Annotated in this window: 17 protein-coding genes; 10 read left to right on the forward strand and 7 right to left on the reverse strand. The window is 70.1% G+C overall.

Annotation, left to right across the window (positions count from 1 at the left end; all coding sequences use genetic code 11):
* Nucleotides 1-242 precede the first annotated feature (242 nt).
* The 6 genes from FXF51_RS11635 (at nt 243) to FXF51_RS11660 (ending at nt 8,108) form a co-directional block, all read left to right on the forward strand.
* Complete coding sequence (locus FXF51_RS11635) at nt 243-1,994, forward strand: ABC transporter substrate-binding protein (RefSeq protein ID WP_148434301.1); 1,752 nt, start codon at nt 243-245, stop codon at nt 1,992-1,994.
* Nucleotides 1,995-2,072: 78 nt separating this feature from the next.
* Nucleotides 2,073-3,068, forward strand: a complete 996-nt coding sequence (locus FXF51_RS11640) for an ABC transporter permease (protein ID WP_148434302.1) — start codon at nt 2,073-2,075, stop codon at nt 3,066-3,068.
* Nucleotides 3,065-3,949 (forward strand): ABC transporter permease, encoded by an 885-nt coding sequence (locus FXF51_RS11645; protein ID WP_148434303.1) that lies wholly within the window; start codon nt 3,065-3,067, stop codon nt 3,947-3,949. Before FXF51_RS11640 ends, FXF51_RS11645 begins: the two co-directional genes overlap by 4 nt.
* The gene (locus FXF51_RS11650; protein ID WP_148434304.1) at nt 3,946-4,887 is read left to right on the forward strand and encodes an ABC transporter ATP-binding protein; all 942 of its coding nucleotides are present in this window, start codon (nt 3,946-3,948) and stop codon (nt 4,885-4,887) included. The genes FXF51_RS11645 and FXF51_RS11650 overlap by 4 nt, the downstream gene beginning before the upstream one ends.
* On the forward strand, nt 4,887-5,762 hold the full coding sequence (locus FXF51_RS11655; RefSeq protein ID WP_148434305.1) for an ABC transporter ATP-binding protein: 876 nt from the start codon (nt 4,887-4,889) through the stop codon (nt 5,760-5,762). Before FXF51_RS11650 ends, FXF51_RS11655 begins: the two co-directional genes overlap by 1 nt.
* A gap of 9 nt (nt 5,763-5,771) precedes the next feature.
* Complete coding sequence (locus tag FXF51_RS11660) at nt 5,772-8,108, forward strand: glycoside hydrolase family 2 protein (RefSeq protein WP_148434306.1); 2,337 nt, start codon at nt 5,772-5,774, stop codon at nt 8,106-8,108.
* Here FXF51_RS11660 and FXF51_RS11665 read toward each other — a convergent pair.
* The 3 genes from FXF51_RS11665 to FXF51_RS11675 all read right to left on the reverse strand — a co-directional run bounded on the left by FXF51_RS11665 (nt 8,098) and on the right by FXF51_RS11675 (nt 10,198).
* The gene (locus tag FXF51_RS11665) at nt 8,098-8,778 is read right to left on the reverse strand and encodes a DUF6879 family protein (protein ID WP_148434307.1); all 681 of its coding nucleotides are present in this window, start codon (nt 8,776-8,778) and stop codon (nt 8,098-8,100) included. The two genes, FXF51_RS11660 and FXF51_RS11665, sit on opposite strands and share 11 nt — an antisense overlap.
* Before the next feature lie 90 nt (nt 8,779-8,868).
* Nucleotides 8,869-9,447: a DUF1707 domain-containing protein gene (locus FXF51_RS62545; RefSeq protein WP_262379442.1), complete on the reverse strand. Its 579-nt coding sequence runs from the start codon at nt 9,445-9,447 to the stop codon at nt 8,869-8,871.
* A 4-nt stretch (nt 9,448-9,451) separates the two neighbouring features.
* Nucleotides 9,452-10,198 (reverse strand): PadR family transcriptional regulator, encoded by a 747-nt coding sequence (locus tag FXF51_RS11675; RefSeq protein ID WP_148434308.1) that lies wholly within the window; start codon nt 10,196-10,198, stop codon nt 9,452-9,454.
* 311 nt (nt 10,199-10,509) lie between these two features.
* On the opposite strand from FXF51_RS11675, the gene FXF51_RS11680 reads away from it, so the two are divergent.
* On the forward strand, nt 10,510-11,238 hold the full coding sequence (locus tag FXF51_RS11680; RefSeq protein ID WP_148434309.1) for a metal-dependent hydrolase: 729 nt from the start codon (nt 10,510-10,512) through the stop codon (nt 11,236-11,238).
* A 146-nt stretch (nt 11,239-11,384) separates the two neighbouring features.
* Entirely contained in the window at nt 11,385-14,117 is a 2,733-nt protein-coding gene (acnA, locus tag FXF51_RS11685; RefSeq protein WP_148434310.1) for an aconitate hydratase AcnA, read from the forward strand.
* A 158-nt stretch (nt 14,118-14,275) separates the two neighbouring features.
* Here the strand turns inward: acnA and FXF51_RS11690 are convergent, their stop codons facing one another.
* A complete protein-coding gene (locus FXF51_RS11690; protein WP_148434311.1) occupies nt 14,276-15,343 on the reverse strand; it encodes a helix-turn-helix transcriptional regulator in 1,068 nt (355 codons plus the stop codon).
* 174 nt (nt 15,344-15,517) lie between these two features.
* Here FXF51_RS11690 and FXF51_RS62550 point away from each other — a divergent pair, with 174 nt between their 5' ends.
* Nucleotides 15,518-17,353 carry an FAD/NAD(P)-binding protein gene (locus FXF51_RS62550; protein WP_262379443.1) on the forward strand — a complete coding sequence of 612 codons (1,836 nt, stop codon included), beginning with the start codon at nt 15,518-15,520 and terminating at the stop codon, nt 17,351-17,353.
* A 278-nt stretch (nt 17,354-17,631) separates the two neighbouring features.
* On the opposite strand, the gene FXF51_RS11710 is transcribed toward FXF51_RS62550, so the two are convergent.
* From FXF51_RS11710 to FXF51_RS60725, 3 genes are all read right to left on the reverse strand, one after another.
* On the reverse strand, nt 17,632-18,375 hold the full coding sequence (locus tag FXF51_RS11710; RefSeq protein WP_148434313.1) for a neutral zinc metallopeptidase: 744 nt from the start codon (nt 18,373-18,375) through the stop codon (nt 17,632-17,634).
* Nucleotides 18,376-18,457: 82 nt separating this feature from the next.
* Nucleotides 18,458-18,790: a type II toxin-antitoxin system PemK/MazF family toxin gene (locus FXF51_RS11715; RefSeq protein WP_187414317.1), complete on the reverse strand. Its 333-nt coding sequence runs from the start codon at nt 18,788-18,790 to the stop codon at nt 18,458-18,460.
* Nucleotides 18,787-19,095 (reverse strand): hypothetical protein, encoded by a 309-nt coding sequence (locus tag FXF51_RS60725; protein ID WP_187414318.1) that lies wholly within the window; start codon nt 19,093-19,095, stop codon nt 18,787-18,789. The genes FXF51_RS11715 and FXF51_RS60725 overlap by 4 nt, the downstream gene beginning before the upstream one ends.
* A gap of 127 nt (nt 19,096-19,222) precedes the next feature.
* Between FXF51_RS60725 and FXF51_RS11720 the strand changes: the two genes are divergently transcribed.
* A complete protein-coding gene (locus FXF51_RS11720) occupies nt 19,223-19,927 on the forward strand; it encodes a sulfite exporter TauE/SafE family protein (protein WP_262379444.1) in 705 nt (234 codons plus the stop codon).
* The last annotated feature ends 41 nt before the right edge of the window (nt 19,928-19,968 follow it).

Consider the following 19,968-nt stretch of genomic DNA (forward strand, 5'->3'; position numbering starts at 1 on the left):
GAGACGTCTCGAAAGCGTCACGGCCCTTGACTGCATGGACACCCGGAATTTACGTTCGCGGTACTTATCCGGTTCAGCAGGCCCTGCCGGGCCTGCGATCTATGAACAGAGAATCGCTCACCGGTCCTTTCGCGCGGGCGTGTTTCGTGTCAGCGCTGGGAGCGCTCCCAAGGGCCGGGCCAATCGGGGGTCTGACAGGCGTACACACCTTCGCGCCAGAGCGCGGAGGAAGGAGAGAAGCGATGCGTAACCGGGCTCGGATCATGATTCCGCTCGTAGCGGCGGGCCTCCTCGCCACGGCCTGCTCCGGCGGCGGAGCCACGCCGACCCCGCCGGCCTCCCAGCCGCAGAGCCAGGGTGCGGCGGCCAACCCCGACCAGCTTCCGCGCAACGAGACCCTCTACACCACAGGCACCCAGTGGGGGCCGCCGCCGAACTTCAACCCGATCAGGGAGTGGGACTCGGCGGTCGGCACCAAGGGCCTGGTGTACGAGACGCTGTTCCACTACGACCCCAACGCCGCCAAGCTCAACGGCTGGCTGGCCGAGAGCGGCTCGTGGGCCGACGACACGACCTACCAGGTGAAGCTGCGGCAGGGGATCAAGTGGGCCGACGGCCAGCCCTTTACCGCCAAGGACGTCGTCTTCTCCTTCGAGCTCGGCAAGATGGAGACCATCCCCTACCACCACCTGTGGGACTGGCTGAAAACCGTCGAGGCGGTCGACGACCAGACCGTGAAGTTCACCTTCACCAAGGCCAACTACCAGCAGTGGGACTTCAACCTCTACAGCCGCTCCATCGTCCCCGAGCACATCTGGAAGGGCCGCTCGGAGCAGGAGGTGCTCGACGGGATCAACGAGAACCCGGTCGGCACGGGCGCGTACAAGTTCCTGAGCAAGGACCAGGACCGCGTGGTCCTGCAGCGGCGCGACGACTGGTGGGGCAAGACGGCGCTGAACATGGAGCCCAAGCCGCGCTACATCGTCGACATCGCCACGCCCAGCAACGAGGTCGCGATGGGCATGCTGCTGCAGAAGGGCCTGGACCTCAGCAACAACTTCCTGCCCGGCGTGGCCAACCTGGTCAAGGGCAACTTCGGGCTGACGACCTTCTACAACGAGCCGCCGTACATGCTGTCGGCCAACACCGCGTGGCTGGTGCCCAACACCACGAAGAAGCCGATGGACGACCCGGCCTTCCGCAAGGCGCTGGCCTCCTCGGTGGACGTCAAGAAGATCGTCGAGAGCGTCTACGGCAACCTCGTCAAGGCCGCCAGCCCCACCGGCCTGCTGCCGCAGTGGGACAAGTACGTGGACCAGAGCGTGGTCTCCTCCGCGGGCTTCACCTTCGACGCGGCCAAGGCCAAGAAGCTGCTGTCCGACGCCGGGTACAAGGACGGCGACGGCGACGGGTACGTGGAGAACAAGGACGGCTCCAAGATCAGCCTGACCCTGATCGTGCCGTCCGGCTGGACCGACTGGATGGAGTCGGCCAGGTCCATCTCCGCCAGCGCCAAGAGCGCCGGCATCCAGATCACGCCGGAGTTCCCCGACTTCAACGCGCTGGTCGAGCAGCGCGCCAAGGGCGACTTCGACCTGCTCATCAACAACGAGCGGCAACTGTCGAACTCGCCGTACACCTACTACGAGTACATGTTCCAGCTCCCGGTGCAGAAGCAGCAGAACACCGTCAACTTCGCCCGCTACGAGAACGACAAGGCGTGGAAGCTGGTCCAGGACCTCGACCAGGTCAAGACCGAGGACACGGCGGGCATGCAGAAGATCATCTCCCAGCTTCAGCAGATCCATCTCGACGACATGCCGGTGATCCCGCTCTGGTACAACGGCCTCTGGGCGCAGTCCAGCACCAGCGTGTGGAAGAACTGGCCGGCCGCGGCGGGCGCCGCGCCCAAGACCGGCGCCGTGATGTGGCGCAACTGGCTGGAACTCGGCGGTTTCGAGACCCTGACCCAGCTCCAGCCCGCCGCTTCCTGACGAGCCCCCGGACGAACCCCACGATCCCTCCGCCCCGCGTATCCCCGGGGCGGAGGGACCTCCCCGGAGACAACACACGTGCGTCGTTATTTCGGTAGGAAACTGCTCATCTACGGACTGACCTTCTTCGTCGCCGTCACGGTCAACTGGATGATCCCGCGCTTCATGCCGGGCGACCCGGTCGCCAGCATGGTCGCGCGGGCCAACGTCACCAAGCCCGAGGCCGTGGAGGCCATGCGGGCCTACTACACCAGCCTGTTCGGGCTGGACCAGCCGCTGTGGCAGCAGTACGTCAACTTCTGGGGGGCGCTGCTGCGCGGCGACTTCGGGGTCAGCATCTGGCTGTTCCCGACGCCGGTGAGCACGGTGATCCTCATGGCGGTGCCGTACACACTGGCGCTGATCGTCCCGTCGGTGCTGCTGAGCTGGTGGGCAGGCAACCGGTTCGGCGCGTACGCGGCCCGGCGCAAGCTCCTCGACAACACCGTGCTGCCCGTGGGTTACGTGCTGACGGCGATGCCGTACATGTGGCTGGCCGTGCTGCTGGCCTGGGCGTTCGGCGTGATACTCGGCTGGTTCCCGGTGGCCGGCGGCTACAGCTTCTCGATGCGGCCCAACTGGTCGACGCCGTTCCTGCTCGACCTGCTGCACCACTGGACGCTGCCGTTCCTGTCGCTGTTCCTGGTGGCGCTGGGCGGGTGGGCCATCGGCATGCGGAACATGATCATCTATGAGCTGGAGTCCGACTACTCCACCTACCTGTCGGCGCTGGGCGCGCCGAGCAGGCTCATCCGCCGCTACGCCTTCCGCAACGCCGTGCTGCCCCAGATCACCGGCCTGGCCCTGCAACTGGGCGTGCTGGTGGCGGGCGCGCTGGTCACCGAGATCGTCTTCGCCTACCCGGGCCTGGGCAGCCTCATCCTCAAGTCCATCCAGAACAAGGACTTCTTCCTGTTGCAGGGCACCTTCTTGTTCATCGTGCTCGGCGTGCTGATCGCCAACTTCATCATCGACATCGTGTACGTCGTGGTCGATCCGCGGACCAGGGCGGGAATGGCGGGTGCGCAGGCATGACGGCTCTACAGGACGTCGCGCCGCGAGAGCCGGCCGGGGTCCGGCGCGAGGCGCTCTACTTCGCGGTGCGCAACGGCAAGCTGATGGCCGGCTTCGGCATCGTGCTCGTGCTGCTCCTGCTGGGGCTGCTCGGCCCGGTGCTGTCCGGGGGCGCCCCCAACGAGTACGGCCCCAAGCCGATGACCCCGCCGTCGGGCGAGCACTGGTTCGGCACCACTACGTTCGGCCAGGACGTGTTCGTACAGTTCGTGCACGGGCTGCGCAGCACGTTCGCGGTCGGCGTGATCGGCGGCGGCATCGCGGCGGTGATCGGCATGGTCGTCGGCTTCGTGGCCGGCTACCGCGGCGGCATCGTGGACGAGGTGCTCAACATGCTGACCAACATCATCCTGGTCATCCCCACGCTGGCTGTGCTGCTGATCATCAACGCGTACCTGGGCATCCGCAGCGTGGCCGTGCAGGGCCTGTTCATCGGGCTGACGCAGTGGCCGTGGGCGGCGCGGGCGATCAGGGCGCAGACCTTCTCGCTGCGCACCAGGGAGTTCGTGGACCTGGCCAGGATGAGCGGCGCGGGCACCGGCCGGATCATCGCCAGGGAGATCGCGCCGAACATGAGCTCCTACCTGTTCATGACGTTCATCCTGCTGTTCGGCGGCTCGGTGCTGATCGCCTCCTCGCTGGACTTCATCGGCCTCGGCCCCACCGAGGGCGTCTCGCTGGGCCTGATGTTGCAGAACGCCAACCAGTGGAGCGCGCTCCAGCTCGGCCTGTGGTGGTGGTTCGTGCCGCCGGGCGCGGCCATCACGGCCATCGTGGGCGCCCTGTACGTGGCCAACGTCGGGCTCGACGAGGTCTTCAACCCGAAACTGAGGGAGACATGAGTCTGCAGGTCAGCGACCTCAGGGTGCACTACAAGACGCTCAAGGGGGACGTGCGCGCCCTCGACGGCATGACGTTCGGGCTGGGCGACGGCGAGATCCTCGGCCTGGTCGGCGAGTCGGGCTGCGGCAAGAGCACGCTGGGCAAGTCGCTCATCCGCATGGACGGCCGGATGCGCCGCGTGGGCGGCACGGTCGTGCTCGACGGCCGCGAGCTGCCCATCGACGACGACCGGGCGATGAACGAGTTCCGCTTCCGCGAGGTCTCCCTCATCCCGCAGTACGCGATGAGCGCGCTCAACCCCACCCGCAAGATCCGCAGAATGGTCACCGAGCTGCTCAGGTCGCGCGGCGCGACACCCGATGTGGCCGAGCTGGAACGCCGGATGGACCAGGTGGGCCTGCCCCGCGAGGTGCTCGACCGCTACCCGATCGAGCTGTCGGGCGGCATGAAGCAGCGCATGGTGATGGTCATCTCCACGCTGCTCGACCCGTCCCTGCTGATCGCCGACGAGGTCACCTCCGCGCTCGACGTCTCCACCCAGAAGGCCGTCGCCCGCGCGCTGCTCGGCTTCCGCGAGAGCGGCTACGTCAAAAGCATGATCTTCGTCACCCACGACCTGGCGCTCACCCACCACATCGCCGACACGGTCATGGTCATGTACGCGGGCAGGCTGGCGGAGAAGGCGCCCGCCGACCTGATCGTCAAGGCGCCGCGGCACCCGTACACGAAGCTGCTGCTCGACTCCCTGCCCGAGGTCGGCGTCCGCTACGCCGACCGCAGGCTGGAGGGCATCGCCGGCAGCCCGCCGTCGCTGCTGAACCCGCCCGCCGGCTGCCGCTTCCGGGACCGCTGCCCGATCGCGGGCGAGCAGTGCGGAGAGGACCCGCCGGTGGTCGAGCTGGCCCCCGACCACCACGTAGCCTGCTGGAAGGCCTGATGCTGAAGCTCCACGACGTCACCAAGCAGTTCCGGGTCGGCGCCTTCGGCGGCGGACGCGTCACGGCCGTCGAGGGCGTGAGCTTCGAGGTCGTGCCCGGCGAGGTCGTCTCGCTGATCGGCGAGAGCGGCAGCGGCAAGAGCACGATCGGCCGGATGATCCTCGGCCTGAACCCGGTCACCAGCGGCTCGATCACCTTCGACGGCCTGCCGGTGGCGGCGGGCAAGGAGTACTACCGCCGCGTCCAGGGCATCTTCCAGGACCCGTTCAGCTCCTTCAACCCCGTGTTCAAGGCCGACCGGGTGTTCGCCATGATCAAGGAGGCGTACTACCCGGCCACACCGGCGCCCGAGTGGGCGGATCGGGTCGGCACGGCCCTGCGCGACGTGCGGCTCAACCCCGACCAGGTGCTCGGCAAGTACCCCCACCAGCTCAGCGGCGGCCAGCTCCAGCGCCTGCTCATCGCCCGCGCGCTGCTGCTGGACATCAAGCTGCTGGTCGCCGACGAGATCACCAGCATGCTCGACGCCTCCACCCGCATCGACGTGCTGAACCTGCTCGCCGAGCTGAAGACGCGCGGCCTGAGCGTGCTCTACATCACCCACGACCTGTCGCTGGGCAACTACCTCGCCGAGCGCACGGTGGTGCTGCGCAAGGGCGGCGTGGTGGAGATGGGGCCCACCGAGCAGGTGTTCGGCGATCCGCTGCACCCGTACACGCGCGAGCTGCTGGCGGCCGTGCCGCGCCTGCACGAGGCCTGGGACGACGCCGTGCCCGTGGAGACGTGCCTGTACCACCGGCGAGGCGGTTCGGGCGGCCTGTACGAGGCCGCGCCCGGCCATCTCGTCGCGTGCGCCCGGCTAGAGACCTGTTAGGAGAGCTTCTTGAAGTACCGTCCGCTGCACAGCGGCTGGACCCTGTCGTCGAAGGACCTCGGGGAGATCCCCGCGAGCGTGCCCGGCTGCGTGCACACCGACCTGCTGGCGGCCGGCGCGATCGACGACCCTTACCTGGACGACAACGAGCACCGGCTGGCCTGGATCGGCCGTACGGAATGGACCTACCGGACGGAGTTCACCTGGTCGCCTGACGAGCACGAGCGCACGGACCTGGTCTGCGACGGCCTCGACACGGTCGCGGCGATCACGCTGAACGGCGTCCTGGTCGGCGAGACCGCCAACCAGCACCGCTCCTACCGCTTCCCCGTCCGCCACCTGCTGCGCGAGGGCGGCAACGAGCTGGTCGTGCGCTTCTCCCCGGCCTACGAGTACGCCGAGGCGCGGCGGGCGGCGCTGGGGGAGCGGCCCGGCGCCTACGACGAGCCGTACCCGTTCATCCGCAAGATGGCCTGCAACTTCGGCTGGGACTGGGGCCCCACCCTGGTGACGGCGGGCATCTGGCGGCCGATCGGGCTGGCGAGCTGGTCGGGCGCCCGGCTGGCCGAGGTGCGCCCGCTCGCCCGCGCCGACGGCACGGTGCGGGTGCACGTACGGGTGGATCGGGCGACCGAGGAGCCTGTCACGGTGACCGTCGGGGGCGTCACCGTCGAGCACCGGCTGGAGGGGTACGCGGGCGTGGTGGAGCTGCTCGTGCCCGAGCCCGAGCTGTGGTGGCCGCGCGGCCACGGCGAGCAGCCGCTGTACGACCTGACCGTCCGCCTCGGGGAGCAGGAGTGGCGCGGCAGGATCGGATTCAGGGACGTCGAGCTGGACCGCGAGGCGTTCAAGCTGGTGATCAACGGCGAGCCGGTGTTCGTCAGGGGCGTCAACTGGATCCCCGACGACTGCTTCCCCAGCCGCGTCACCCGCGAGCGACTGGCCGAGCGGTTCGCGCAGGCCACCGCCGCCGGGGTGAACCTGCTGCGGGTGTGGGGCGGCGGCCTGTACGAGTCGGCGGACTTCTACTCCCTGGCCGACGAGCTGGGCCTGCTGGTGTGGCAGGACTTCCCGTTCGCCTGCGCCGCCTACCCGGAGGAGGAGCCGCTGCGCTCCGAGGTCGAGGCCGAGGCCAGGCAGCAGGTCGCCAGGCTGGCCGCGCACCCCAGCCTGGTGTTGTGGTGCGGCAACAACGAGAATCTGGAGGGGCACGCCGACTGGGGCTGGCAGGAGAAGCTGGCGGGCCGGAGCTGGGGCGCCGGCTTCTACCACGACCTGCTGCCCTCCATCGTGGCCGAGCTGGACCCTGCCCGCCCGTACTGGCCGGGCAGCCCCTACTCGGGCGCGCCCGACCTGCCCCCGAACGACCCGGCGCGCGGCACGATCCACATCTGGGACGTCTGGAACCGCGAGGACTACCACCGCTACGCCGCCTACCGGCCGCGGTTCGTGGCCGAGTTCGGCTTCCAGGGGCCGCCCGCCTACGCCACGCTGCGCCGCGCCTCCTCCGACGAGCCCCTCACGCCCGCCTCCTCCCACCAGAAGGCCGCGGACGGGCAGGCCAAGCTGCTGCGCGGCCTCGGCGACCACCTGCCGCCGCCGGAGACGTTCGACGACTGGCACTACCTCACCCAGCTCAACCAGGCCCGCGCGATGACGTTCGGCATCGAGCGGTTCCGCGCGCTCATGCCGCACTGCATGGGCACGATCGTCTGGCAGCTCAACGACTGCTGGCCGGTCACGTCCTGGTCGGCGATCGACGGCGACGGGCGGCGCAAGCCCCTCTGGTACGCGCTGCGCCGCGTCTACGCCGACCGGCTGATCACCATCCAGGACGGCGAGGCGGCCCTGGTCAACGACACCGGCGAGCCCTGGTCGGGCGAGCTGTGCCTGGAACGCCGCGGCCTCGACGGCCGGCCGCTGGCCAAGGAGGTCGTCGCCGTGTACGCCGCGCCGAGGTCGGTGCTCAGGGTGGCGCTCCCGCCGTCGGTGGCCACCCCCGACGACCCCGCCCGCGAGCTGCTCACGGCCCGGCTGGACGGGGCAGGCGCCGTGCACTGCTACACCGAGGACACCGCCGTGGCCTACCCGCCGGCCGCCTACGACGCGCACGCCGAGCGCTCGGCAGGCGGCTACCGGGTGACGGTCACCGCGTCGAGCGTGCTGCGCGAGCTGGCGCTGTTCCCCGACCGGCTCGACCCCGCGGCCAGTGTGGACGAGCAGCTCGTCACGCTGCTGCCGGGGGAGAGCGCCGTGTTCGAGGTGAGCACCGGCCGTGAGCTGGACCCCGGCGAGCTGACCCGCTTCCCCGTCCTGAGATGCCTCAACGAGGAGGTCAGACCCTGAACTCCTCGGTGCGGTGCGCGTAGGCGGGCAGCGCGGCCCGCATCCCGTCGGTGATCACCGGCGGCGGTAGGGGGACGACCTCGCGCTCGTGGAAGTCGCGTACGTCCTCGCCCTCGCCGAACAGGGCGCTGACCGCGTCCAGGCAGGGCTCGACGACGTCGCGGTCGGTGATCCGCCGGCCGCCGCTGCCGCCGCCGTACTCGTCGTACAGAACCTCGTACATCAGGGCAGGGGAGAAGATCACCAGCTCCGGCAGGGGTTCGAGGCCGGCGACGCGCTCGGCGGGCAGCACCCGGCAGGGGGAGCCCGCCGAGGCGCGGACGGCCAGGATGTGCATCTCCCACTGCAGGTAGGGGGTGATGGGCGACTCGGCCACCCGTAAGCGTCTGACGGGCTGGCGGCGGCGGAAGTAGTCGGTCAGCGGCCCGGCCATGGCGTGGATGAGGGCCAGCGACCGCTCCCACTCGCCGTCCATCATGGCCCGCCAGCTCGCCACGTCGGGCTCGTAGAAGGTCTGCGCGCGCTCCAGCTTCCACATCGGCTCGGTGCAGGCCTCGTGGTCGCGGTCGAACCCGGCTTGGTACTCCGGCACGTCCATGACCTCGCCGCCGGCGCCCGCGACGGCGGCGAACGGATTCGTGAGACGGACCGGAGTGCCCTGCTCGGTCATGCGCGTTTCCCTTTCGCGTCGAAGGCCCGCCCAGATCATCAGTGGAGCCCTTGACCGGGTCAAGGCCCAAAAACGATCAGGGCGAGGCCCTCAGCGGCGATAGTGGAGACGCCGGTGCACCAGGCTGAACACCATCACGCCCAGCCACACCACGAACAGCACCTTGAAGACTCCGAACCCGCCCGCGATCAGCCCGATCACCATGAGCGCGGCCAGGGCGGGCAGCAGCGGGTGCGGCCCGCGCCGGCCCCTTCTGGCCATCCACGCGGCCCGGTGCATCTCGCGCTGCGCGTGCCACTGGGCCCGCTGCCCGTGGCGCATCGCCTGCATCTGCGCCCGGTGGGCGTGCATGGCGGCGTGCCAGTCGCCCATCCCGTGCGGCCCGTGCGGCCCGTACGGCGCGGGCGGCTCGGGCGGCTCGGGGTAGGCCGGCTGCTGGCCAGGGAGGTCGGCCGTCACCTGCGCGAGGTCGCGGGCCGTCTTGGCGGCCAGCGCGGTGTCGAGGCGCTCGTCGAGCTCCTCGTGGGTCAGGCGGCCCTGCGCGAAGTGCTCGCGCAGGGCGGCCATCGTCTGCTCGCGCTCGGCGTCGCCGATGCGGAGATCGTTGCGGTCCATTCCAGGCTCCTCGCTCTCCCCGAACCGGCGGCTGTCCGGTGCGACGCCGGCCATGTTGCTACTCCTCGCCCGGTTCGTCGCCGTCGGCCAGGATCTGGTACAGCTTGCGCCGGGTCTCAACCAGAGTCTTACGCGCTTCGCGGATTTGTGCGTCGTTCCCGGTTTGGAGAACCTGCATCATGGCGAACGCGGACTGCCGGGCGATGTGCCAGAGATCGGCGGTGTTGTCGTCGATGTCGGGCCGCATCTCGTCCCAGGGGGCGCGGACCTCGTCGGCGTGTGCCTCGATGTAGTTGCGGCCCTCCTCGGTGAGGCGGAAGGTCTTGCGGCCCTCGTTCTCCTCCGAGATCACCAGGCCCTCGTCGGTGAGCTGCTGCAGCGCCGGGTAGACGGCCCCCGGGCTGGGCTTCCAGCCGCCCTCGCTGCGCGAGGCGATCTCCTGGATGATCTGGTAGCCGTTGCGCGGCTCCTCCGACAGCAGGGCCAGGATGGCGGCGCGCACGTCGCCCCGCTTGGCCTTGCGGGCGCGCCCGCCCCAGCCGCGGTGGCCGCCGCCCCACGGCCCGCCCGGGCCGCCGAACGGGCCGCCGCGCCCGAAGCCGAACGGGAACGGGCCCGGCCCGCCCCGCCTGCCTCGATGTCGCCGGTCGTGCGGCCCGCTCCGATCGCCTCCGCGACCGCCGCGTCCGAACTGCTCGCCCACCTGGTCGAAGGCGTCGCTCATGGCGTGGAGCGTCTCGCGCAGTGCGCGCTTGTACTCGTGTGCGCCGGGCCAGGGCCCGCTCGCTGCGAAGTTGTGCGTCATCAGATGTCCTCCTATATCGCGATCTGTTCTCGATGCGTCAAAGATATATCGGTAGTGTGTCGTTAGCAAGCTCGGCCGAGGAGTGAGCCAGATCACGAAAAAGTTGCGGAATCCGGGAACAGGATTGGCAGGGGGGTCGTTATCTAGAGCAGACGAGGTCGTTCCGCGTCGGCAGGGCTGGGGGGTGCTGTCGCCGCGGAGACGACCTCGTCTGCGTTTGCGGGTACTTCGGGTTCCTGCCGGGGCCACATCCCTGTGACCTCCCGGCACGCCTCGCGCGTAAAGAGAATCTTTGCCGTACAGTCCCGATCATGATGGGGCATACGCACGCGATGACGGGGGCCATCGCCTGGCTGGGGCTCGCTCCCCCGCTGGCGGCACTGCCGCTGCTGAACGAGTCCTCCCGCTTCATCGAGACGGGGATCATGGCCACCGCGCTCAGCCCCGCCGAGCTGATCGCCGGGGCGATCATCTGCGCGGGCGCCGCGATGCTGCCCGACCTCGACCATCCCAGCGCGACGATCGCGCAGACGTTCGGGCCGCTCACCTGGGGGCTCAGCAAGATCGTCGCGTGGATCAGCGGCGGGCACCGCGGGGCGACGCACTCGCTGGCGTTCGCGGTGGCGCTCGGGTTCGGGGCGCACTGGCTGGCGAGCACCTATCCGATCGGCCGCGACATCATGGTCGTGCTGCTCATCGGCCTCGCGCTGCGGGCCATCGGCGTCGGCATCCCGGGCAACAAGATCGGCTCCATCCTGATCAACATCGGCATGACCGCGGGGCTGTACGCCGTCTTCATGTCGCTGGGAGTCGGCTATGCCTGGCTGGGGCTGGCGGTCGGGGTCGGCTGCCTCATCCACGTGGTGGGCGACTGCATGACCGAGCGGGGGTGCCCGGTGTTGTGGCCGCTGGGGGCCAAGTTCGTGCTGCCGTGGAAGATCGGCATCAAGACGGGCAGGAAGTTCGAGCAGAAGATCCTGGCGCCGCTCCTGTCGGTGGCGATCATCGGGCTGCTGTTCTGGCGGCTGGCGCCGGTTTAACTTGATGTCGAGATATTCTGGGGATATCTTGACGTCGAGACAACCTGTCGCCGGGCCAGGTGGTTAGGGTTACCTAACGTGCTGGCTGCTTCCGTAGTGCGGCAGGATTCTGTCTGAACACCTGTCTATGGAGGAGGCGAATCACCGTGTCCGCGAACAGCTTCGGCAGCCGTGACACGCTCCGCGTCGGCGACGCGTCATACGAGATCTTCCGGCTGGACGCCGTCGAGGGCTCCGCGCGCCTCCCGTACAGCCTGAAGATCCTGCTGGAGAACCTCCTCCGCACCGAGGACGGCGCCAACATCACCGCCGACCACATCCGTGCGCTGGGCGAGTGGGACCCCAAGGCGGCTCCGAGCGTGGAGATCCAGTTCACGCCCGCCCGCGTCATCATGCAGGACTTCACCGGCGTGCCGTGCGTGGTGGACCTGGCCACCATGCGTGAGGCCGTGCGCGACCTCGGCGGCGACGCCGCGCGCATCAACCCGCTCGCACCGGCCGAGATGGTCATCGACCACTCGGTCATCGTCGACTACTTCGGTCACCCCGACGCCTTCCAGCGCAACGTCGAGCGCGAGTACGAGCGCAACCGCGAGCGCTACCAGTTCCTGCGCTGGGGCCAGACGGCCTTCGACGAGTTCAAGGTCGTGCCGCCCGGCACCGGCATCGTGCACCAGGTCAACATCGAGCACCTGGCCCGCGTCGTCATGACCCGCGACGGGAAGGCCTACCCCGACACCTGCGTCGGCACCGACTCCCACACCACCATGGAGAACGGCATCGGCGTGCTCGGCTGGGGCGTCGGCGGCATCGAGGCCGAGGCCGCGATGCTCGGCCAGCCGATCTCCATGCTCATCCCGCGCGTCGTCGGCTTCAAGCTCAGCGGCAAGCTGCCCGCCGGCGCCACCGCCACCGACCTGGTGCTGACCATCACCGAGATCCTGCGCAAGCACGGCGTGGTCGGCAAGTTCGTCGAGTTCTACGGCGAGGGCGTCTCCTCCGTGCCGCTGGCCGACCGGGCCACGATCGGCAACATGAGCCCCGAGTTCGGCTCCACCTGCGCGATCTTCCCGATCGACGGCCAGACCGTCGACTACCTGCGCCTGACCGGCCGCTCCGAGGAGCAGATCGCCCTCGTCGAGGCCTACGCCAAGGCCCAGGGCCTGTGGCTCGACCCGGCCGCCGCCGAGCCCGAGTTCTCCGAGTACATCGAGCTCGACCTGGCCACCGTCGTCCCGTCCATCGCCGGCCCGAAGCGCCCGCAGGACCGCATCGTCCTGTCGCAGGCCAAGGCCACCTGGCGGCACGACGTGCAGAACTACGTCTCCGACGGCGTGGACGAGGCCGTCGAGGAGACCTTCCCGGCCTCCGACGCGCCCGCCTCCAACGCCGCCGCCAACGGCGGCCGGCCGCACAAGCCGGTGCCCGTCACGCTGTCCGACGGCACCACGTTCGAGATCGACCACGGCATCGTCTCCATCGCCGCGATCACCTCGTGCACCAACACCTCCAACCCGTTCGTCATGCTCGGCGCCGCCCTGCTGGCCCGCAACGCCGTCGACAAGGGCCTCAACCGCAAGCCGTGGGTCAAGACCTCGCTCGCGCCCGGCTCCCAGGTCGTCACCGGCTACTTCGAGCGCTCCGGCCTCCAGCCGTACCTCGACAAGATCGGCTTCAACCTCGTCGGCTACGGCTGCACCACCTGCATCGGCAACTCGGGCCCGCTGCTGCCCGAGATCTCCGAGGCCATCCAGGCCAACGACCTCGCCGTCACCGCGGTGCTGTCCGGCAACCGCAACTTCGAGGGCCGGATCAACCCCGACGTCAAGATGAACTACCTGGCCTCGCCGCCCCTCGTGGTCGCCTACGCGCTGGCCGGCACCATGGACCTCGACCTCGACACCGAGCCGCTCGGCCTCGGCAACGACGGCGAGCCCGTCTACCTGCGCGACATCTGGCCGTCGCCGGAGGAGATCGCCGCGGTGGTCAACTCCTCCATCGGCCGCGACATGTTCGAGCGCGACTACGCCGACGTGTTCAAGGGCGACGACCACTGGCGCTCGCTGCCGATCCCGACCGGTGACACGTTCGAGTGGGACCCCGACTCCACCTACGTGCGCAAGGCGCCCTACTTCGACGGCATGCCGGAGAAGCCGGAGCCCGTCACCGACATCCACGGCGCCCGCGTGCTGGTCAAGGTCGGCGACTCCGTCACCACCGACCACATCTCGCCCGCCGGCTCCATCAAGACCGGCACCCCCGCCGCCCAGTACCTCCAGGCCAACGGCGTCGAGGTCAAGGACTTCAACTCCTACGGCTCGCGGCGCGGCAACCACGAGGTGATGATCCGCGGCACGTTCGCCAACATCCGCCTGCGCAACCAGATCGCGCCGGGCACCGAGGGCGGCTACACCCGCGACTTCACCCAGCCCGACGGGCCCGTGTCGTTCATCTACGACGCCTCCGTCAACTACGCCGCGGCCGAGACGCCGCTGGTCGTGCTGGCGGGCAAGGAGTACGGCTCCGGCTCCTCCCGCGACTGGGCCGCCAAGGGCACGGCGCTGCTCGGCGTCCGCGCCGTCATCGCCGAGTCCTACGAGCGCATCCACCGCTCCAACCTCATCGGCATGGGCGTGCTGCCGCTGCAGTTCCCCGAAGGCGGCTCGGCGGCGGCGCTCGGCCTGACGGGCGAGGAGACGTTCGACATCACGGGCGTCGAGGAGCTCAACAAGGGCACCGGCATCCCGCAGACGGTGCACGTCAAGGCGGGCGACGTCGAGTTCGACGCGGTCGTCCGCATCGACACGCCCGGCGAGGCCGACTACTACCGGCACGGCGGCATCATGCAGTACGTGCTCCGGTCGCTGCTGGCCAAGTGAGGCAGGTCTTCCCGTGACCCCGCCCGGTCATGAGCCGGGCGGGAGCATGGGGGTTGGGGCGCGATCCTCACGCGCCCCGCATCGGGGGAACCACCCGACACCAGAGAGCCGCCCCGCGGGACACCCCCCGCGAGGCGGCTCTTGCTTCTTTCGGCGGACTAGCCCGCGAACAACAGGGCGACCAGCTCGCCCCGGCTGGAGATGCCCGCCTTGCCGAAGACGGCCTTGAGGTGGCCCCTGACCGTGTGCGGCGAGATGAACAGCGTCTCGGAGATCTCCGCGGTGGCCAGCCCCTGCGCCACGAGCCGGGCGATCTCGAACTCGCGCGCCGTCAGACCGTACGACTGGGCGACGATCAGCGCCAGGTCGGCGGGTGCGGCGGGCTCGATGACCAGCACGACGGGGCCCGGCCGCCCGCCGGAGCCGCTCAGGCACGAGGCCCGGCACGTCAGCCACCGCCCGTTCCTGGCCCGCAACCGGATGCGGGCATTGCCGCGGTCGCGGCCCTGGGCGACGGCCCGCGCCTGGAGCGCCGTGCCGATCAGCCAGATGGGCAGGCTCAGGCCGAGAGCCGAGGGCGTGGACGGGCCGTCCGGCAGTGACGCGAGATGGGCGCGGGCCTCCTCGTTGATCGACGTGGCCTCGCCGTTCTCGTCGAACAGCAGCAGGCCGGGCGCCGAGCCGCCGCCCCCGCTGTCCGGCGCGTGCGGGGTTGCGAAGCGACGCAGCCGGTCGGCGAGCGGCCCCGACAACTCGGCGAGCAGCGCGACGTCCTCCTGCCCGAACGCCGGAGCGCCGCGCATCCGGAACAGGCTCACCGACCCCCACGGCCGCCCGCCCGCCCGCAGCACGGCCCGCAGCTCGTCGTCCACGCCCATGCCTCCCAGCAGGCTGCGGAAGCGGGCACTACGCGCGGGCAGATCGCCCGTGGCCGCACGCAGCCCGGCCACGGGCACGTCGGCGCGGGCCAGATCCCGGAACGGCAACACGTTCTCTTCGAGGAGCTCGCTCTCCCAGTAGGCGCCGCACCCCTCGCCGTCGCCGAGGTTCTCCACCAGCATGGGCGCGGTGACCAGGCCCGTCTCCGGGTCGGTCGCCGACCACACGGCGGCGTCGAACGGCACCAGCCGCCGCAGCCGGGCCGAGGCGCGGCCGAAACAGTCGAGGGCGTCGGCCGCCCGCTCGGCAGCCGCGACGATCCCGGCGTGGCGCTGCGAACGGGTCATCCAGCCCTCCTCGGTGTCTCCACGGCCAGCCTGCCGTCGCCGTCCTCCTCCGCCAACCCCCCGTTTGAGGGGGTCATTCCCGGGGCGACCCGCCACTCGCGGGGGATGGGACGCGGGCGCGGCTCCCGCGAGGCTTCGGGCGGGTTGTTCGGAGCTGATGCGAAGGAGAGCGTCGTGCGTATCGCGATCATCGGAGGCGGGGCCGCCGCGGTCGGCCTGCTGGACGCGCTGGCCATGGGGGAGCGTGAAGGGGCGGAGGTGGTCGTGTTCGAGCCGTCCGCTCAGCTGTGGCGGGGGCGTCCGTACGGGCCTGAGCTGGACAGTGTGCTGGTCAACGCTCCGCCCGCCATCATGTCGATCCGTGGCTGCGATCCTGGGCACTACGCCTCGTGGCTGGGGGCCGAGCGTGCGGCCGATCATCTGGATGAGCTGCTGGGGCAGCCGCTGGTGCCGCGTGCTCTTTACGGTGAGTACCTGGCTGACACGGCTGAGGGTGCCTTGGCGCGGTTGCGGGGGCGGGGCTGGCGGACGCGCGTCGTCGCCTCCCAGGTCGTGGGGGTGGCCCGCGCCTCCTGGGGCGGTGAGGCGGCGCGCGCTTCCTCGGACGGTCAGCCGGCTCGGGCCTCCTGGGACGGTGAGGCGGCGCGCGCTTCCTCGGACGGTCAGCCGGCTCGGGCCTCCTGGGACGGTGAGGCAGGCCGTGCCGGCGGCGATCCCCGGCCGGCGCCGGGTGCCACGGACGGGCGCGGCGCTGGTGCTGAATCGCGGCTCGTGCTGCGCACCGCCGACGGGCATGAGCACGTGGCCGACCAAGTGGTGGTGTGCGTGGGCGGGGGGACGCCTCAGGATCACTACGGGCTGAGCGGTGCACCCGGGTACATCGGCGACCCGTACCCTCTGGCGTACACGCTGGACGGGGTGCCGGGCGAGGCCGACGTCGCGGTGATCGGCAGCGGGCTGACGGCCGTCGACGTGGTCGTGTCGCTCGCCGCCCGCGGCCACACCGGGCGGATCGCTCTCGTCTCCCGCACCGGCATGCTGCCCGCCGTCTGGCAGCGGCCGCTCGGCCACCGGCGGCGGCACCTCACGGTCGAGCGCGTGGAGGCGTTGCGGCGCGAGCACGGCGCCGTCACCCTCGATGACCTCGTCGGGCTGCTGCGTGCCGAGCTGGACGAGGTGGGGGAGGATCTCGCGGGCTTCGCACGGGAACTGCTGTCGGCGGAGAACTCCGCACGGACGGTGGTGTCGGCGGAGGCTTTCGCACGGACGGTGGTGTCGGCGGAGGCTTTCGCACGGACGGTGGTGTCGGCGGAGGCTTTCGCACGGACGGTGGTGTCGGCAGAGGACTCCGCACGGACGGCGGTGTCGGCGGAGAACTCCGCGCAGGGATCGCTGCCTGTGAGTTCCGAGCCGTCCGTCGAGCGGTTGCGTCGGCAACTGGCCGCCGTCGGTGATCCCGCGATCGCGCGCCGGGTGCTGCAGGAGGCCGCGCACGTCGTCGGCCCGTTCGCGTGGCGGCTGCTGTCCGAGCCCGACCGGGAACGCCTGCGGCGGCACGCCCGCCTGGCCATCAGCGTTGCCTCGCCGATGGTGCCGGTGAACGCCGCCACCCTGCTGCGCCTGTTCGACTCGGGACAGCTGTCCGTGGTCGCCGGCGTGCGCAAGATCGAGGCGGTGACGGGCGGGTTCCGGGTGCCCAGGGCGCGTGGCGAGGCGGTGGCGGGCGGGTTCCGGGTGCGTGGCGACGGTGAGGAACTGGAGGTGGACGTCGCCGTCAACGCGGTGAACCCGCCGCCCCAGGCCGTGCCCGGCACAGCCGAGCCGCTGGTTACCGCCCTGCTTGCCGACGGTCTGGCGGCGCTGCACCCCTCGGGTGGGCTGGTGCCCGCCGACCCACGCCTGCACGTGCTGGGGGACCTGGCCGGCGGCGGGTCGTTCATCACCTCCAGCATCCCGGGCCTCGCCGCCCAGGCGACCCGCATCGCCGAGGGGCTGACGGCGTGGGGGTGAGGCGACTTCCTGCTTGTCACGTGCTGCCGCCGCGCAGGGCTGCCGTGCTGGCGCGCCGTGCGGGGCTGTCGTGCTGGCCCGCTGCGGCGGCCCGCCGTGCGGGGCTGTAGTACTGGCCCGCTGCGGCGGCCCGCCGCGCAGGGCTGCTGGCTTGGCGCTGGCCCAGCAGTGCTGCCTGCCACGCGCCGGCGTGCCGGGGAGCCGCTTGTCATGCGTCGATGCGGCAGAGGCGGCCCGCCCGCGACACGTTCGCCTGAACCCAGATCAACCCCCAGCCGTCAGGACACCTTGCCGGCAGGCGCCGACCACGTGTCACAAGCGGCGGGCGACGTCGTCGTGAGCCCCCGCTTGAACCAGCGCCCCCGGTTGACACCCTTGCCGTGACTACGCCCCTCGCCACCATCACCACTACCCCGCACCACCTCGCCCAGAGCCGCCCACTCCTCTCCCGTCCGCCCGAGGGACCCCCGCACGCTCCCCATGAACACCCCCGCCAGACAGTCGGCCTGCAACTCGAACCGGCGCCGCAGCTCGGCCCGCGCCCCCGCCTCGGCACGGTAGCGGGCCTCGTAGGAGCGGCGGATGCCGGTGAGGGTCTGCAGGTGGTGGGCGTACTCGTGGGCGGCGACCTTGAACGGGTAGAGGTCGCTGCGGCCTTCGATCCACCGTCCGGTGAGCGAGAACACCAGGGTCTTGGCGTCGTGGCAGTAGAGGGCGTCCACGTCGGCGACGGGCACCCCGCAGACGCTGCCCTGCTCGGCGTACCGGACGCCTGGCCGCTCGAAGCGCACTCCCGTGCCGGAGAAGTACGCAGACCATGACTTATTCATGCATCTCACGACCGTGTCGAGGTATTCGCGGGTGCGCGGGATTCCGCCGGAGCTGAGCGGTGGCTCAAGGCAGGAGGTCGCGGCCAGCTTGCCGGCGCTCTCGGGGAACGGGGGCGCGGCGGCGTGGGCGGTGCGGGGGGACAGGAGCGTGAGGGCGAGGAGGGTGGAGAGGAGGAAGGGGGTTGATCGCACGGTGGTGAGCTTAGAGGGGTGCGGGCTGTGGCACGATGAGAACGCCACCCGGCGAACTGTTACTTCGCCGGGCGGCGAAATCTCACAACATTCGCTTCAGTACGGTGACCGCTTCCTCGACCACCTCATCGGGTGCGCTGCCGACGTAGAAATCGAAGCGGTCGGGCGAGATGGCGCGTAGTTGCTCCATCATCGCCCAGCTGGTCTTGACGAGGCCCGTGCCACGATGGTCGATGCGGACATGGGTCATGTAGCCGCGCTCACGGGTGGTCAGGGGCGCCGCCAGGACGATGTCCAGGCGCGACTGGTTGAGATGGTCGTTGCTGACGATCAACGCGGGGCGGTCGAAGCCCTGCTCCCGGCCGGTCGGCCGGCCGAAACGGGTGAACCAGATGTCACCTTGCGCCAGTTTCACTCTTTCTCCTCGGGAAATGTGATGAGGCCCTCCCACTCCGGTGCGATCTGGCGGGTGCGGGGCTTCGGGCCCAGCACGAGCTCTCGCTCCGCCAGGTAGTCGGCCCAGCCCTCCGGGTCCTCGCGCTGGGTGCGCTGTATCTGCTCGTTGACGGTCTGCCAGAACAGTTTCTGCTCATAGTCGGTGATGGCATCATTGAGCACTTCGGTCATGTTGCGGCCCTCCTGTCGCGCGATCTTGGCTAGCCGGTCTCTCGTCTTGACGCTGACCCGGATGGTGGTCGCCGCGTTATGCTTCGCGCTCATACTCGCCAGGCTATGTGCGCGACGACCGGAACACTATCGAAGCATCGTCACTCGCATAGCGCTTATGGCAACAGAAAGTAAAGATGATTGACTCGTCTGCATGACAAATGCGGCATTGGTGCTCATAGTGGGAAGCCTGGCGGTTCTCGTGGGCGCCATCGTCCAAGGCGGAGTTGGATTCGGGCTCGGCCTCGTCGCCGCCCCCGTGCTCACCATGCTGGCCCCCGACCTGATGCCGGGCGCGATCCAGGTGGTCAACATGACACTCCCGCTGTTCACGCTGGCCGTCGAGTGGCGGCGGGTGGACTGGCGCGGGCTGGGGTTCGCGCTCCTCGGCAGGCTTCCGGGCAGCGCCATCGCCGCAGTCATCGTTGTCTACGTTTCTGTCTACACCAGAGGCATCTTCGTCGCCGTCATGGTGCTGATCGCGGTGGTGCTGACCGCGCGGGCGCTGAGTGTGCCGCGCAACGGGTACACGATCACCTCGGCCGGGTTCGTCTCGGGCATCACCGGAACCGCGACCGGCATCGGCGGGCCGCCCATCGCGCTGGTCTACCAGAACGCCAAGGGGCCCCAGATCAGGGCCACGCTCGCGATGTTCTTCTTCCTGAGCGCGGCCCAGTCGCTGGTCATCCTGCAGTTGGTGGGGGAGTTGCCCGGTCAGGCGCTGCTGGTCGGAGGTGTGCTGATCGTGCCGATGGTGCTCGGGTTCCTGGTGTCGGGGCCGCTGCGGCGCTACCTGGACGGGGGCAAGGTGCGGGTGGCGGTGCTGACGGTGGCGGCGCTCTCGGCCGTGGGGCTGATCGTGCAGAACGTGATCACCGCTCTGTGAAGCCCGCAACCGGCGTCGCCGCTCTGTGAGGCCCGCAACCG

This window comes from Nonomuraea sp. PA05 (assembly GCF_008086045.1).
Taxonomy (GTDB): domain Bacteria; phylum Actinomycetota; class Actinomycetes; order Streptosporangiales; family Streptosporangiaceae; genus Nonomuraea; species Nonomuraea monospora.

Bases quoted from the DNA above. Each gene is read 5' to 3' on its own strand.
- FXF51_RS11645 (WP_148434303.1), top strand. From the start codon at position 3,065: ATGACGGCTCTACAGGACGTCGCGCCGCGAGAGCCGGCCGGGGTCCGG.
- FXF51_RS11690 (WP_148434311.1), bottom strand. From the start codon at position 15,343: ATGACCCGTTCGCAGCGCCACGCCGGGATCGTCGCGGCTGCCGAGCGG.
- FXF51_RS62545 (WP_262379442.1), bottom strand. From the start codon at position 9,447: ATGGCCGGCGTCGCACCGGACAGCCGCCGGTTCGGGGAGAGCGAGGAG.
- FXF51_RS11675 (WP_148434308.1), bottom strand. From the start codon at position 10,198: ATGACGCACAACTTCGCAGCGAGCGGGCCCTGGCCCGGCGCACACGAG.
- FXF51_RS60725 (WP_187414318.1), bottom strand. From the start codon at position 19,095: ATGAGCGCGAAGCATAACGCGGCGACCACCATCCGGGTCAGCGTCAAG.
- FXF51_RS11650 (WP_148434304.1), top strand. From the start codon at position 3,946: ATGAGTCTGCAGGTCAGCGACCTCAGGGTGCACTACAAGACGCTCAAG.
- FXF51_RS11655 (WP_148434305.1), top strand. From the start codon at position 4,887: ATGCTGAAGCTCCACGACGTCACCAAGCAGTTCCGGGTCGGCGCCTTC.
- FXF51_RS11665 (WP_148434307.1), bottom strand. From the start codon at position 8,778: ATGACCGAGCAGGGCACTCCGGTCCGTCTCACGAATCCGTTCGCCGCC.
- FXF51_RS11635 (WP_148434301.1), top strand. From the start codon at position 243: ATGCGTAACCGGGCTCGGATCATGATTCCGCTCGTAGCGGCGGGCCTC.
- FXF51_RS11680 (WP_148434309.1), top strand. From the start codon at position 10,510: ATGATGGGGCATACGCACGCGATGACGGGGGCCATCGCCTGGCTGGGG.